Source organism: Vibrio sp. 1580 (genome assembly GCF_033340055.1).
The window spans coordinates 1-15,001 of record NZ_JAWOVT010000028.1 but is presented as its reverse complement, the minus strand read 5'-3'; the positions used below and the strand labels follow the sequence as shown (position 1 = coordinate 15,001).

Below are 15,001 nucleotides of genomic sequence, written 5' to 3'. Positions count from 1 at the left end.
CGGATAGATTCAAGCAAGCCAACTTGTCGTCAAAATCGGTGTTGCAAAAACGGGAGTGACCATAGATTCCGTTTTCTCTATTCGCCCCTTTGTTGAGATATGACCCGCTCCCCGGATCATGGCTTGGCCTTCTTCGCGACCCTGGCTACTGCACGGGCCGCCTTGAGGCACTCATCGAACACTTTCCCCTTTGCGAAGCTGGGTGTTCGGTCGAAAAAGAAGGTGGCTTCTTTCACCCCCAGCGAGACCGCATGAGGGGGAAATTCCTCCTTCTCCAGCGTTGCCTTGATGTGCTTGGCAATGAACTCGCGTGGGTGCATGGATGCCTCCGTTCTTCCAGAAACTGGTCTCATCACACAAACGACAGGCAATAGGAGTCCGTGACCCGCTGTCGGGCCGCTATCGCTTGTGGGATAAAGGCCCCGTTGACGGGGCCAGGAGAGAGCTGTAACCACATGCATTGCACCTGTGGTGGTGGCTTGAGCACTTCACAGTGAGTCAGCCGTTCTTGCTGTCGGTACCGGTGCGCCCTCACGGGCAGACCTACCATTCGAAACGGTCGCCTCTCGGCGAGGGCCTGGGTGGCGCTTCACAGCGGGACCAGGCATCCGCTTAACCCTGCGGTGGGAGATGTGATCACCTCCTTGGGGTGGTCATATCGGTTGGTTGTGGTGGCCGGGTCTGACACCGGCCGAGGTCTAGGGGGCATCCCTACGAATGCCGGTTGGCGCAAAGACCTTCCCATTCACCACAACCGTGGATTGCATTGGTCTCCGGGTCTCTCGTGCGGTACCCCATGGGCCTTGGCTCACCTGCAATGCAATCCCGGTTGTGTCCCGGCCTTTCACCGGGTGGGTGGCTGGGGAGTCAGACCCGCCACTCGCTGTGTTCGCTATCACTTCAACTGTGCTGTCTTTCCAGCTGTCAGCCGGTCACTGCCTTAATTTCCATTCACCTTGGTCGGCATGCATTCCAGCCTTGCCAAGGGAGAGCGGGGAGGTTAGTCAGCCCGGTTGCCGGTGTTATTTCCCCAAGCGGTTTGTTGCCACCGCTGCCAGTGTTGTGCTGGTCCTCCGGCTGGGGTTGTCCATCGTGCGAAATCAATTTGCTAACTATTGGTTAGCATATGCTTGGTTTGCTTTAAGTCAACACCCAAAAGTTAGTTTTTCAATTTTTTAATTCAGGGTCAGTTGGTGCAAGCTGTGGTGACGCAAAGGAAGGGGTAATTTTCGGATCATTGCCCTGCCGCCCGTTGCTCCGAACCACTGGGAGCTGGACCCCAACGATCTCGGGTGTGACGATGGACCTGTACTGAGGGGGCTGTGGGTCGTACCCCGATTCGCATGAGGATTGAATATAACCGACGTGACTGTTATATTTAGGTGGCTAAACCCGTCAAGCCCTCAGGAGTGAATCATGACCGTAGTCACGACCGCCGATACCTTCCAACTGTACGCACTTGCAGCCCGACATGGGCTCAAGCTCCATGGCCCGCTGACTGTCAATGAGCTTGGGCTCGACTATAGGATCGTGATCGCCACCGTCGACGATGGACGTCGGTGGGTGCTGCGCATCCCGCGCCGAGCCGAGGTAAGCGCGAAGGTCGAACCAGAGGCGCGGGTGCTGGCAATGCTCAAGAATCGCCTGCCGTTCGCGGTGCCGGACTGGCGCGTGGCCAACGCCGAGCTCGTTGCCTATCCCATGCTCGAAGACTCGACTGCGATGGTCATCCAGCCTGGTTCGTCCACGCCCGACTGGGTCGTGCCGCAGGACTCGGAGGTCTTCGCGGAGAGCTTCGCGACCGCGCTCGCCGCCCTGCATGCCGTCCCCATTTCCGCCGCCGTGGATGCGGGGATGCTCATCCGTACACCGACGCAGGCCCGTCAGAAGGTGGCCGACGACGTTGACCGCGTCCGACGCGAGTTCGTGGTGAACGACAAGCGCCTCCACCGGTGGCAGCGCTGGCTCGACGACGATTCGTCGTGGCCAGATTTCTCCGTGGTGGTGCATGGCGATCTCTACGTGGGCCATGTGCTCATCGACAACACGGAGCGCGTCAGCGGGATGATCGACTGGAGCGAGGCCCGCGTTGATGACCCTGCCATCGACATGGCCGCGCACCTTATGGTCTTTGGTGAAGAGGGGCTCGCGAAGCTCCTCCTCACGTATGAAGCGGCCGGTGGCCGGGTGTGGCCGCGGCTCGCCCACCACATCGCGGAGCGCCTTGCGTTCGGGGCGGTCACCTACGCACTCTTCGCCCTCGACTCGGGTAACGAAGAGTACCTCGCTGCGGCGAAGGCGCAGCTCGCCGCAGCGGAATGAGCGAACGTCGATATAGCCCGCTCGCGACGCTGTTCGCGGCGACCTTTCTCTTCCGGATCGGCAACGCGGTGGCGGCCCTCGCGCTTCCATGGTTCGTCCTGTCTCATACAAAGAGCGCGGCCTGGGCGGGCGCCACGGCCGCTAGCAGCGTCATCGCGACCATCATCGGCGCGTGGGTTGGTGGTGGCCTCGTCGATCGGTTCGGGCGCGCGCCCGTCGCATTGATCTCGGGTGTGGTGGGCGGCGTGGCCATGGCGAGCATCCCACTGCTCGATGCCGTTGGCGCCCTCTCGAACACTGGGCTGATCGCTTGCGTGGTGCTCGGTGCCGCGTTCGACGCACCCGGTATGGCCGCGCAGGACAGTGAGCTGCCCAAACTCGGCCACGTCGCCGGGCTCTCCGTTGAGCGCGTCTCGTCACTGAAAGCGGTGATCGGGAACGTCGCGATTCTAGGTGGCCCGGCCCTTGGGGGGGCCGCAATCGGCCTGCTTGGCGCTGCGCCAACGCTCGGGCTGACGGCGTTCTGCTCCGTCCTTGCAGGTCTGCTCGGCGCGTGGGGGCTTCCCGCGCGTGCCGCTCGGACGATGACCACGACGGCGACTCTCTCCATGCGCGCCGGCGTCGCTTTTCTCTGGAGCGAACCCCTGCTGCGCCCTCTCTTTGGTATAGTGATGATCTTCGTGGGCATCGTTGGCGCCAACGGCAGCGTCATCATGCCTGCGCTGTTTGTAGATGCAGGACGCCAAGTAGCAGAGCTCGGGCTGTTCTCCTCAATGATGGGGGCTGGTGGTCTCCTTGGCATTGCCATTCATGCGTCGGTCGGCGCCCGGATATCAGCGCAGAACTGGCTGGCGGTGGCATTTTGTGGCTCTGCGGTGGGCTCGCTTCTGCTTTCACAGTTGCCAGGCGTGCCGGTGCTGATGTTGTTGGGCGCGCTCGTGGGACTGCTGACCGGCTCAGTCTCTCCCATTCTCAACGCTGCCATCTACAACCGCACGCCGCCAGAACTTCTCGGCCGGGTACTCGGCACGGTCTCGGCGGTGATGCTGTCAGCCTCGCCCATGGTTATGCTTGCGGCCGGCGCGTTTGTCGACCTTGCTGGTCCGCTCCCTGGCCTCGTTGTATCGGCCGTGTTTGCGGGGCTCGTGGCTCTACTCTCGCTCCGTCTTCAATTTGCTACAATGGCGGCGGCAGCCACAGCCTCCGCCCCAACCCATACAGAAGGTGAACACTGATGCCCCGCCCCAAGCTCAAGTCCGATGACGAGGTACTCGAGGCCGCCACCGTAGTGCTGAAGCGTTGCGGTCCCATAGAGTTCACGCTCAGCGGAGTAGCAAAGGAGGTGGGGCTCTCCCGCGCAGCGTTAATCCAGCGCTTCACCAACCGCGATACGCTGCTGGTGAGGATGATGGAGCGCGGCGTCGAGCAGGTGCGGCATTACCTGAATGCGATACCGATAGGCGCAGGGCCGCAAGGGCTCTGGGAATTTTTGCAGGTGCTCGTTCGGAGCATGAACACTCGCAACGACTTCTCGGTGAACTATCTCATCTCCTGGTACGAGCTCCAGGTGCCGGAGCTACGCACGCTTGCGATCCAGCGGAACCGCGCGGTGGTGGAGGGGATCCGCAAGCGACTGCCCCCAGGTGCTCCTGCGGCAGCTGAGTTGCTCCTGCACTCGGTCATCGCTGGCGCGACGATGCAGTGGGCCGTCGATCCGGATGGTGAGCTAGCTGATCATGTGCTGGCTCAGATCGCTGCCATCCTGTGTTTAATGTTTCCCGAACACGACGATTTCCAACTCCTCCAGGCACATGCGTAAACGGAGGTGTGCAGAGTCCCTGCGGCAGGCGACGAACACGACCGTCGTCGATTAGTACCGGTACGGTCGGTGGTATCGAAGTCTTGATCACCACTCAGGTCTACGGCTTACAAATGGTGACCATCCCGATACTTGCGTCAGAGCACCGGGCCGATTCTTTGACAGTGAATCACTCCCGTAAGGTTGTGCCGGTGTGGGTGTCCCGGGTCGAGACGATACTCCGCCAATGCGCCCAGCAAACAACCTGGCCATCGCAGGTGGTGGGGAGCGGTGTGGCGGATGAGTTGGACAAGTTGGTGTAGCAGCACGAGCACGGCGAGATAACATCGCAGGAGTTCGACATGCTCAAGAGACAGCTGATTGCGAATCGCGATGCAGATTCATAACCCGATTGCGGGTTGGCTTCACTCCACCATCACCGAGCAGACTAGCACGGCGGGCTCTGTTGCAAAGATTGGCGGCAGTCAGAGGTAGGCTGTCGCTCTGCGCCGATCAGGCGGCTGCTGCGAAATGGTGGTTGAGCATGCCCATGGCCTCCGTCAGCGCCGAGGGCCCAATGCCAAAAGCTCTCTCCACAAGGCGCACCTCGCCCCTGATGCCGGGCTGCAGGCACCAGGGGCGAGCCTGTCCTTTGCGCAGGGCTCGCATGACTTCGAATCCCTTGATCGTGGCATAGGCCGTGGGGATCGATTTGAAACCGCGCACCGGCTTGATCAGTATCTTGAGCTTTCCGTGATCGGCCTCGATCACGTTATTGAGATACTTCACCTGCCGGTGGGCCGTCTCCCGGTCCAGCTTTCCTTCGCGCTTCAATTCGGTGATCGCTGCACCATAGCTCGGCGCTTTGTCGGTATTGAGCGTGGCAGGCTTTTCCCAGTGCTTCAGGCCTCGCAGGGCCTTGCCCAGGAACCGCTTCGCTGCCTTGGCGCTGCGGGTCGGCGACAGGTAGAAATCGATCGTGTCGCCCCGCTTGTCGACTGCCCGGTACAGGTAGGTCCACTTGCCCCGCACCTTGACGTAGGTTTCATCCAGGCGCCAGCTCGGATCAAAGCCACGCCGCCAGAACCAGCGCAGCCGCTTCTCCATCTCCGGGGCGTAGCACTGGACCCAGCGATAGATCGTCGTATGGTCGACCGAAATGCCGCGTTCCGCCAGCATTTCCTCAAGGTCGCGATAGCTGATCGGATAGCGACAATACCAGCGCACCGCCCACAGGATCACATCACCCTGGAAATGGCGCCACTTGAAATCCGTCATCGTTCCGTCCGTCCAATCTCCGCCAAGCATGCTCAAGCTTCACGATTTTTGCAACAGAGCCCACACGAGTATTGAGCATAGTCGAGATTGGTGCAGATCACTTCTGATATTGAACTGTCAGGAGCTGGCTGCACAACAGCCATTACGCCCAATCAACTGGTGCAGTCGTCTTCTGAAAATGACATTTGGTATCTCTCATAAACGGATGTTTTTGAGAGAACTATCTTCGGCCTTCACACGCACGAAAGGCGGCGAAGCTCCGCCGTTAATCCGTCCGCCGGAGATCTCGCCCAGGCAGGCTGAAGGCCGAGCAAGCCTGACAGGCCCGAAAAGCCCGGCACGGGCGTCGGCGGCGATGACGGCGGCGGCATTATCCAGGGTTGATGATGGAAGTGGAGGATATCGACAACCTCTCGCGCAACCAAGACATCGCGGTCGGACTGCAAGTGATCTTGAAGCCACGGGCCCGTCCCACCCCGACATGGACCTCGATGCCCGAACGGACGTTAGATTTCGAGTTCTAGGCGTTCTGCGATGAAGGTTGGATCCCAGCCGGGATTGAAAGTGTCGACGTGGGTGAATCCGAGCCGCTCGTATAGGCCACGCAGGTTCGGGTGGCAGTCGAGCCGCAGCTTGGCGCACCCCTGCGTTCGCGCGGCATGGCGGCAAGCCTCGATCAGCGCGGAGCTGACACCCCGGCCCGCATGTGTCCGTCGCACCGCGAGCTTGTGCAGATATGCGGCCTCCCCCTTGAGGGCGTCGGGCCAGAACTCGGGATCCTCGGCCGACAAGGTGCAACAGCCGACGATGCCGTCGCTGCAACTCGCGACTAGGAGCTCGGATCTCAGGACGAAGGTCTCCGCGAATGTCCGGTCGATCCGCGCGACGTCCCAGGCGGGCGTTCCCTTGGCGGACATCCACGCCGCAGCGTCGTGCATCAGCCGCACAACCTCGTCGATATCACCCGAGCAGGCGACCCGAACGTTCGGAGGCTCCTCGCTGTCCATTCGCTCCCCTGGCGCGGTATGAACCGCCGCCTCATAGTGCAGTTTGATCCTGACGAGCCCAGCATGTCTGCGCCCACCTTCGCGGAACCTGACCAGGGTCCGCTAGCGGGCGGCCGGAAGGTGAATGCTAGGCATGATCTAACCCTCGGTCTCTGGCGTCGCGACTGCGAAATTTCGCGAGGGTTTCCGAGAAGGTGATTGCGCTTCGCAGATCTCCAGGCGCGTGGGTGCGGACGTAGTCAGCGCCATTGCCGATCGCGTGAAGTTCCGCCGCAAGGCTCGCTGGACCCAGATCCTTTACAGGAAGGCCAACGGTGGCGCCCAAGAAGGATTTCCGCGACACCGAGACCAATAGCGGAAGCCCCAACGCCGACTTCAGCTTTTGAAGGTTCGACAGCACGTGCAGCGATGTTTCCGGTGCGGGGCTCAAGAAAAATCCCATCCCCGGATCGAGGATGAGCCGGTCGGCAGCGACCCCGCTCCGTCGCAAGGCGGAAACCCGCGCCTCGAAGAACCGCACAATCTCGTCGAGCGCGTCTTCGGGTCGAAGGTGACCGGTGCGGGTGGCGATGCCATCCCGCTGCGCTGAGTGCATAACCACCAGCCTGCAGTCCGCCTCAGCAATATCGGGATAGAGCGCAGGGTCAGGAAATCCTTGGATATCGTTCAGGTAGCCCACGCCGCGCTTGAGCGCATAGCGCTGGGTTTCCGGTTGGAAGCTGTCGATTGAAACACGGTGCATCTGATCGGACAGGGCGTCTAAGAGCGGCGCAATACGTCTGATCTCATCGGCCGGCGATACAGGCCTCGCGTCCGGATGGCTGGCGGCCGGTCCGACATCCACGACGTCTGATCCGACTCGCAGCATTTCGATCGCCGCGGTGACAGCGCCGGCGGGGTCTAGCCGCCGGCTCTCATCGAAGAAGGAGTCCTCGGTGAGATTCAGAATGCCGAACACCGTCACCATGGCGTCGGCCTCCGCAGCGACTTCCACGATGGGGATCGGGCGAGCAAAAAGGCAGCAATTATGAGCCCCATACCTACAAAGCCCCACGCATCAAGCTTTTGCCCATGAAGCAACCAGGCAATGGCTGTAATTATGACGACGCCGAGTCCCGACCAGACTGCATAAGCAACACCGACAGGGATGGATTTCAGAACCAGAGAAAGAAAATAAAATGCGATGCCATAACCGATTATGACAACGGCGGAAGGGGCAAGCTTAGTAAAGCCCTCGCTAGATTTTAATGCGGATGTTGCGATTACTTCGCCAACTATTGCGATAACAAGAAAAAGCCAGCCTTTCATGATATATCTCCCAATTTGTGTAGGGCTTATTATGCACGCTTAAAAATAATAAAAGCAGACTTGACCTGATAGTTTGGCTGTGAGCAATTATGTGCTTAGTGCATCTAACGCCTGAATTAAGCTGCGCCGCGAAGCGGCGTCGGCTTGAATGAACTGTTAGACATCATTGGCGTGGAGCCGAGCAGACTGGCGGCTTCGTGCTTCACAAAGTAAATGAACGCAGTCAACTGATCAGCGCGTGAGGCCAAGCAATCCATCCCTTGTCCAAGGTAAGCCTGCTGGGCTTCAAGCAGCACGGGCTGATGTTGGACGGGCAGGCGTTCCATTACCCAGTTGGCAGCTACATCCTTCGGCGCGATCTTGCCGGTTGCTGCGCTGTACCAAATGCGAGACAAAGTAAGCACTACATTCCGCTCGTCGCCTGCCCAATCCGGTTGTGAGTTCCATAGTTTCAAGGTGTCGGCCAGTGCTTTGAATAGATCGCTTTCCGGGACTGAGTTGAAGAAATCTTCCGCGGCCGAACCTGCCAAGGCAAGGCTGTGTTGCCTTGCTTTAGTTAGCAGAATAGCCAGATCAACATCGGTTGTCGCGGGCTCGAAGATGCCCGCAAGAATGTCCTTGCGCTGCCACTCCCCGAATTGCAGTTCCCGTCTGGCTGGATAACGCCAAGGAACAACATCGCCGTACACGACGATGGTAACTTCCAAGGCACGGAGAGCTTCACTTTGGCCGGGAGAAGCGGAAACTTCCAGGAAATCTACGAACAGAGCCTGCCGCACAGTCTCATCGAGCTGTGCAGTCACAGTAACCAGCAAATCAATATCACTGCATGGCTTCAGGCCACCGTCGAGTGCAGAGCCGTACAAATGCACGGCCAGCAACGTCGATCCCAGATGATGCTCGATGACGTTGAGTGCCTGTGATAGCTGTACCGAAATCTCGGCGGGCACTGCGTTGCTCATGATGTCTAACTCCCAATTTGTGTAGGGCTTATTATGCACGCTTAAAAATAATAAAAGCAGACTTGACCTGATAGTTTGGCTGTGAGCAATTATGTGCTTAGTGCATCTAACGCCGCTAAGCAGCGGCACATTTTGCGTTTTGAGCGCAGCGAAGCAAAATGTGTCCGATGGCTTGGATGGTTAACCCCTTTGCCAGATTTGATAGCGATAATTTATATTTGAATGAAATTCCTGCTCGAACACCACATTGAACTCTTTGGGGATTTCCGGAAAGAAAACATTGCCCTCTGGCTCGGAATCTATTGTCGAGATATGTAGCGTGTCGGCATGGGCGATCAGACTCTTGTAGATCTCTCCACCACCAGAAACAACAACATGGTTCGTAAGAGTCTTTAGCTCCCTCATTGCTGCTTCTATAGATGGAAACACAACCACATCATCGTTAGTAGCTACCGATCCTGAGCGGCTGACAACTGCATACTTTCTATTTGGGAGAGCCCCCATTGCCTCAAATGTTTTACGGCCGACTAAGAGCCATTGATTGTAAGTTATTGCTTTAAAAAGCAGCTGCTCACCTTTAGCGTTCCACGGGATATCCGAGCCGCAGCCAATAACCCCATTTCTTGCTTTTGCAGCCATTAGTGATATTTTCACGATACTCCTTTGGGTTAACGCCGCCATAAACGGCGACAGGGTGGCGCGCCTATTGCGCATAAAATGGCGAAGCCATGCGCAACAGGCGCGGAATCTCTGGCGTCCGGTTTGATGGCTTTGTTATGCAAAGGACTAGTCTTCAATGACGTGTAAACCACGGCGCTTTAAGTCCTCCAACGAATCCAACATTCCCCTTATTAATTCAACAGGATGCCCCTCCCAGTCTTCAACAACGCCAACAATTCTCAAGGGTTCGCAGGTTCTATAGGACTGTGTTGGATTACCGGGAAATCTTTTGTTCGTAAGATTCGGATCGTCTTCGAACGGTCCTGTTGGCTCAACTATGTATATGTAGCCGCGACCCTCGAGGCCAGACAGTGACATAGCAAGTTCAGCTCCCCAAACTGCTGGCTCCATCAAGGCTGAAAAGTAGATGTGCTTAAGAATACGACCGTCCTCGAAATGAGAGATGAACCCTGTGGTTAGCAAGTCACCAATCGCCAAATTGGCTTTGGTTCCATGATAGAACGGTCCTTGCACCTGCTTGTAATTATCATGAGAGATGGGAATCCAATCTTTTACCATTTTAAGACCCTTAATTGTTGGGATTTGGCTGCATAACTTTGTTTTAGGGCGACTGCCCTGCTGCGTAACATCGTTGCTGCTCCATAACATCAAACATCGACCCACGGCGTAACGCGCTTGCTGCTTGGATGCCCGAGGCATAGACTGTACAAAAAAACAGTCATAACAAGCCATGAAAACCGCCACTGCGCCGTTACCACCGCTGCGTTCGGTCAAGGTTCTGGACCAGTTGCGTGAGCGCATACGCTACTTGCATTACAGCTTACCAACCGAACAGGCTTATGTCCACTGGGTTCGTGCCTTCATCCGTTTCCACGGTGTGCGTCACCCGGCAACCTTGGGCAGCAGCGAAGTCGAGGCATTTCTGTCCTGGCTGGCGAACGAGCGCAAGGTTTCGGTCTCCACGCATCGTCAGGCATTGGCGGCCTTGCTGTTCTTCTACGGCAAGGTGCTGTGCACGGATCTGCCCTGGCTTCAGGAGATCGGAAGACCTCGGCCGTCGCGGCGCTTGCCGGTGGTGCTGACCCCGGATGAAGTGGTTCGCATCCTCGGTTTTCTGGAAGGCGAGCATCGTTTGTTCGCCCAGCTTCTGTATGGAACGGGCATGCGGATCAGTGAGGGTTTGCAACTGCGGGTCAAGGATCTGGATTTCGATCACGGCACGATCATCGTGCGGGAGGGCAAGGGCTCCAAGGATCGGGCCTTGATGTTACCCGAGAGCTTGGCACCCAGCCTGCGCGAGCAGCTGTCGCGTGCACGGGCATGGTGGCTGAAGGACCAGGCCGAGGGCCGCAGCGGCGTTGCGCTTCCCGACGCCCTTGAGCGGAAGTATCCGCGCGCCGGGCATTCCTGGCCGTGGTTCTGGGTTTTTGCGCAGCACACGCATTCGACCGATCCACGGAGCGGTGTCGTGCGTCGCCATCACATGTATGACCAGACCTTTCAGCGCGCCTTCAAACGTGCCGTAGAACAAGCAGGCATCACGAAGCCCGCCACACCGCACACCCTCCGCCACTCGTTCGCGACGGCCTTGCTCCGCAGCGGTTACGACATTCGAACCGTGCAGGATCTGCTCGGCCATTCCGACGTCTCTACGACGATGATTTACACGCATGTGCTGAAAGTTGGCGGTGCCGGAGTGCGCTCACCGCTTGATGCGCTGCCGCCCCTCACTAGTGAGAGGTAGGGCAGCGCAAGTCAATCCTGGCGGATTCACTACCCCTGCGCGAAGGCCATCGGTGCCGCATCGAACGGCCGGTTGCGGAAAGTCCTCCCTGCGTCCGCTGATGGCCGGCAGCAGCCCGTCGTTGCCTGATGGATCCAACCCCTCCGCTGCTATAGTGCAGTCGGCTTCTGACGTTCAGTGCAGCCGTCTTCTGAAAACGACAAACGATGTCAGAATAGAGTTAAATTTCCTATTGATTGACATATTCCGTCAAAGGTAATAGATTTCATCCTGACACTTTTGCCTTTGGAGGCATCTTGCAAGGTCAACGCATCGGCTATGTCCGCGTCAGCAGCTTCGACCAGAACCCGGAACGGCAATTGGAGGGTGTTCAGGTGGCGCGGGTGTTCACCGACAAGGCTTCTGGCAAGGACACCCAGCGTCCCGAGCTGGAAAGGCTGCTGGCCTTCGTCCGCGAGGGCGACACCGTGGTGGTGCATAGCATGGACAGGCTGGCACGCAACCTTGATGACCTGCGCCGCATCGTCCAAGGGCTGACACAACGGGGCGTGCGCATGGAGTTCGTCAAAGAAGGGCTGAAGTTCACCGGCGAGGACTCACCGATGGCCAATCTGATGCTGTCGGTCATGGGAGCCTTCGCTGAGTTCGAGCGCGCCCTGATCCGCGAACGTCAGCGCGAGGGAATCGTGCTGGCCAAGCAGCGCGGTGCCTACCGGGGACGAAAGAAATCGCTGAACAGCGAACAAATTGCCGAGTTGAAACGGCGAGTTGCGGCAGGCGACCAAAAAACCTTGGTGGCCCGTGACTTCGGCATCAGCCGCGAAACCTTGTACCAGTACCTGCGGGAAGACTGACCATGCCACGCCGCTCAATCCTGTCCGCCACCGAGCGCGAAAGCCTGCTGGCACTGCCAGATGCCAAAGACGAACTGATACGGCACTACACGTTCAACGAAACCGACCTGTCGGTGATCCGTCAGCGTCGCGGCGCCGCGAATCGATTGGGCTTCGCTGTGCAGCTTTGCTACTTGCGATTCCCTGGCACCTTTTTGGGCGTCGATGAGCCTCCGTTTCCGCCCCTGTTGCGCATGGTGGCCGCGCAACTCAAGATGCCAGTGGAAAGTTGGAGCGAGTACGGCCAGCGCGAACAGACACGGCGGGAGCACTTGGTCGAGCTGCAAACGGTTTTTGGGTTCAAGCCCTTCACCATGAGCCACTATCGGCAAGCCGTGCATACATTGACCGAGCTGGCCTTGCAGACCGACAAAGGCATCGTGCTGGCGAGCGCACTTGTCGAGAATCTGCGGCGGCAGAGCATTATCCTGCCCGCCATGAATGCCATCGAGCGCGCAAGCGCCGAGGCCATCACCCGTGCCAACCGACGCATTTACGCGGCGCTGACCGATTCTTTGTTATCACCCCACCGTCAGCGCCTGGACGAACTTCTCAAGCGCAAGGACGGCAGTAAAGTGACGTGGCTGGCATGGCTGCGCCAGTCGCCTGCCAAACCGAACTCTCGCCACATGCTCGAACATATTGAGCGCCTGAAATCCTGGCAAGCACTTGATCTGCCCGCAGGCATCGAGCGGCAGGTTCACCAGAACCGCCTGCTCAAAATCGCTCGTGAAGGTGGCCAGATGACGCCTGCTGATCTGGCAAAGTTCGAGGTGCAACGACGCTATGCCACGCTGGTAGCGCTGGCCATCGAAGGCATGGCCACCGTCACCGATGAAATCATCGACCTTCACGATCGCATCATCGGCAAGCTGTTCAACGCGGCCAAGAACAAGCATCAGCAGCAGTTCCAGGCTTCCGGCAAGGCGATCAACGACAAGGTGCGGATGTATGGGCGCATCGGTCAAGCGTTGATTGAGGCCAAGCAAAGCGGCAGCGATCCGTTCGCCGCCATCGAGGCCGTTATGCCCTGGGACACCTTCGCCGCCAGCGTCACCGAAGCGCAAACATTGGCGCGGCCTGCCGACTTTGATTTCCTGCACCACATCGGTGAAAGCTATGCCACGCTACGCCGCTACGCGCCGCAGTTCCTGGGCGTGCTCAAATTGCGGGCTGCGCCCGCCGCCAAGGGTGTGCTCGATGCCATCGACATGCTGCGCGGCATGAACAGCGACAGCGCGCGCAAGGTGCCCGCCGATGCGCCAACCGCATTCATCAAGCCGCGCTGGGCAAAGCTGGTTCTGACCGACGACGGCATCGACCGGCGTTACTACGAGTTATGCGCCCTGTCGGAGCTGAAGAACGCGCTGCGCTCCGGTGATGTCTGGGTGCAGGGTTCTCGCCAGTTCAAGGACTTCGACGAATACCTGGTGCCGGTCGAGAAGTTCGCCACTTTGAAGCTGGCCAGCGAATTGCCGCTGGCAGTGGCCACCGACTGCGACCAATACCTGCATGACCGGTTGGAATTGTTGGAGGCGCAACTCGCCACAGTCAACCGCATGGCTGCGGCCAACGACTTACCGGATGCCATCATCACCACCGCGTCAGGCCTGAAGATCACGCCGCTGGACGCGGCAGTACCAGACGCCGCGCAAGCCATGATCGACCAGACAGCTATGCTGCTGCCGCACCTCAAAATCACCGAGTTGCTGATGGAGGTCGATGAATGGACGGGCTTCACCCGCCACTTCACACACCTGAAGACCAGCGACACGGCCAAGGACAAAACCTTGCTGTTGACGACGATCCTGGCCGACGCGATCAACCTGGGTCTGACCAAAATGGCCGAGTCCTGCCCTGGCACCACCTACGCCAAGCTGTCTTGGCTGCAAGCCTGGCACATCCGCGATGAAACCTATTCGACGGCGCTGGCCGAGCTGGTGAATGCGCAGTTTCGGCAACCCTTCGCCGGCAACTGGGGTGACGGCACCACGTCATCGTCGGACGGCCAGAACTTCAGAACCGGCAGCAAAGCAGAAAGCACTGGTCATATCAACCCGAAGTATGGAAGCAGTCCAGGACGGACTTTCTACACCCATATCTCCGACCAGTACGCGCCCTTCAGTGCCAAGGTGGTCAACGTGGGCATTCGTGATTCAACTTACGTGCTTGATGGCCTGCTGTACCACGAGTCGGACTTGCGCATCGAGGAACACTACACCGACACGGCAGGCTTCACCGATCACGTGTTTGGCTTGATGCATTTGCTGGGATTTCGCTTCGCGCCGCGTATCCGTGACTTGGGCGAAACCAAGCTATTCATCCCCAAGGGCGATGCCGCCTATGACGCGCTCAAGCCGATGATTAGCAGCGACAGGCTGAACATCAAGCAAATACGCGCCCATTGGGATGAAATTCTGCGGCTGGCCACCTCCATCAAGCAAGGCACGGTAACGGCTTCGCTGATGCTGCGCAAACTCGGCAGCTACCCGCGCCAGAACGGCTTGGCCGTGGCGTTGCGCGAGCTGGGGCGCATCGAGCGCACGCTGTTCATTTTGGATTGGCTGCAAAGCGTGGAGCTGCGCCGCCGCGTCCATGCGGGGCTGAATAAGGGCGAGGCGCGCAACGCGCTGGCCAGGGCGGTCTTCTTCTACCGATTGGGTGAAATCCGCGACCGCAGTTTTGAGCAGCAGCGCTACCGGGCCAGCGGCCTCAATCTGGTGACGGCGGCCATCGTGTTGTGGAACACGGTATATCTGGAGCGTGCCACCAGTGCTTTGCGTGGCAACGGCACGGCGCTGGACGACACATTGTTGCAATATCTGTCGCCGCTGGGGTGGGAGCACATCAACCTGACCGGCGATTACCTATGGCGCAGCAGCGCCAAGGTCGGTGCGGGGAAGTTTAGGCCATTGCGACCGCTGCCACCGGCTTAGCGTGCTTTATTTAATGAGATGGTCACTCCCTCCTTCCCGGTACTATGCTGAGGACAGGCTTTCATTCGGAGA

At 58.7% G+C, this 15,001-nt stretch carries 14 protein-coding genes; 6 read left to right on the top strand and 8 right to left on the bottom strand.

Translation table 11 applies throughout. The features are described 5' to 3' along the window. Positions 1-116: 116 nt before the first annotated feature. On the bottom strand, positions 117-320 hold the full coding sequence (locus R7093_RS23415) for a hypothetical protein (RefSeq protein ID WP_000553518.1): 204 nt from the start codon (positions 318-320) through the stop codon (positions 117-119). Positions 321-1,416: 1,096 nt separating this feature from the next. Here R7093_RS23415 and R7093_RS23410 point away from each other — a divergent pair. The 3 genes from R7093_RS23410 to mphR(A) are packed head-to-tail and all read left to right on the top strand — an operon-like array spanning position 1,417 to position 4,141. Continuing rightward, on the top strand, positions 1,417-2,322 hold the full coding sequence (locus R7093_RS23410) for an Mph(A) family macrolide 2'-phosphotransferase (RefSeq protein ID WP_000219387.1): 906 nt from the start codon (positions 1,417-1,419) through the stop codon (positions 2,320-2,322). Next, positions 2,319-3,557, top strand: coding sequence for a macrolide resistance MFS transporter Mrx(A) (mrx(A), locus tag R7093_RS23405; RefSeq protein WP_276443105.1), 1,239 nt, complete (start codon positions 2,319-2,321; stop codon positions 3,555-3,557). The genes R7093_RS23410 and mrx(A) overlap by 4 nt, the downstream gene beginning before the upstream one ends. Beyond that, entirely contained in the window at positions 3,557-4,141 is a 585-nt protein-coding gene (mphR(A), locus tag R7093_RS23400) for a macrolide-binding transcriptional repressor MphR(A) (RefSeq protein ID WP_001137892.1), read from the top strand. Before mrx(A) ends, mphR(A) begins: the two co-directional genes overlap by 1 nt. Positions 4,142-4,633: 492 nt before the next feature. Here mphR(A) and R7093_RS23395 read toward each other — a convergent pair whose 3' ends face one another. The 7 genes from R7093_RS23395 to R7093_RS23360 all read right to left on the bottom strand — a co-directional run bounded on the left by R7093_RS23395 (position 4,634) and on the right by R7093_RS23360 (position 9,914). Further along, entirely contained in the window at positions 4,634-5,398 is a 765-nt protein-coding gene (locus R7093_RS23395) for an IS6-like element IS6100 family transposase (protein ID WP_001389365.1), read from the bottom strand. 506 nt (positions 5,399-5,904) lie between these two features. After that, positions 5,905-6,405, bottom strand: coding sequence for a GNAT family N-acetyltransferase (locus R7093_RS23385; protein WP_000376623.1), 501 nt, complete (start codon positions 6,403-6,405; stop codon positions 5,905-5,907). Between the two features lie 127 nt (positions 6,406-6,532). Next, positions 6,533-7,372 carry a sulfonamide-resistant dihydropteroate synthase Sul1 gene (gene sul1 / locus R7093_RS23380; RefSeq protein WP_000259031.1) on the bottom strand — a complete coding sequence of 280 codons (840 nt, stop codon included), beginning with the start codon at positions 7,370-7,372 and terminating at the stop codon, positions 6,533-6,535. Continuing rightward, a complete protein-coding gene (locus tag R7093_RS23375) occupies positions 7,366-7,713 on the bottom strand; it encodes a quaternary ammonium compound efflux SMR transporter QacE delta 1 (RefSeq protein ID WP_000679427.1) in 348 nt (115 codons plus the stop codon). The genes sul1 and R7093_RS23375 overlap by 7 nt, the downstream gene beginning before the upstream one ends. Positions 7,714-7,829: 116 nt before the next feature. After that, positions 7,830-8,675 carry an ANT(3'')-Ia family aminoglycoside nucleotidyltransferase AadA16 gene (locus tag R7093_RS23370; RefSeq protein ID WP_001749984.1) on the bottom strand — a complete coding sequence of 282 codons (846 nt, stop codon included), beginning with the start codon at positions 8,673-8,675 and terminating at the stop codon, positions 7,830-7,832. A 180-nt stretch (positions 8,676-8,855) separates the two neighbouring features. Continuing rightward, positions 8,856-9,329 (bottom strand): trimethoprim-resistant dihydrofolate reductase DfrA27, encoded by a 474-nt coding sequence (gene dfrA27 / locus R7093_RS23365; protein WP_001749985.1) that lies wholly within the window; start codon positions 9,327-9,329, stop codon positions 8,856-8,858. 132 nt (positions 9,330-9,461) lie between these two features. Continuing rightward, positions 9,462-9,914: an NAD(+)--rifampin ADP-ribosyltransferase Arr-3 gene (locus R7093_RS23360; protein WP_001749986.1), complete on the bottom strand. Its 453-nt coding sequence runs from the start codon at positions 9,912-9,914 to the stop codon at positions 9,462-9,464. A gap of 172 nt (positions 9,915-10,086) precedes the next feature. On the opposite strand from R7093_RS23360, the gene intI1 reads away from it, so the two are divergent. The 3 genes from intI1 (at position 10,087) to R7093_RS23345 (ending at position 14,929) form a co-directional block, all read left to right on the top strand. Then, entirely contained in the window at positions 10,087-11,100 is a 1,014-nt protein-coding gene (gene intI1, locus R7093_RS23355; protein WP_000845039.1) for a class 1 integron integrase IntI1, read from the top strand. A gap of 296 nt (positions 11,101-11,396) precedes the next feature. Continuing rightward, positions 11,397-11,954 carry a recombinase family protein gene (locus R7093_RS23350; RefSeq protein WP_001162012.1) on the top strand — a complete coding sequence of 186 codons (558 nt, stop codon included), beginning with the start codon at positions 11,397-11,399 and terminating at the stop codon, positions 11,952-11,954. A gap of 2 nt (positions 11,955-11,956) precedes the next feature. Continuing rightward, complete coding sequence (locus tag R7093_RS23345) at positions 11,957-14,929, top strand: Tn3 family transposase (protein ID WP_001138073.1); 2,973 nt, start codon at positions 11,957-11,959, stop codon at positions 14,927-14,929. Positions 14,930-15,001 lie beyond the last annotated feature (72 nt).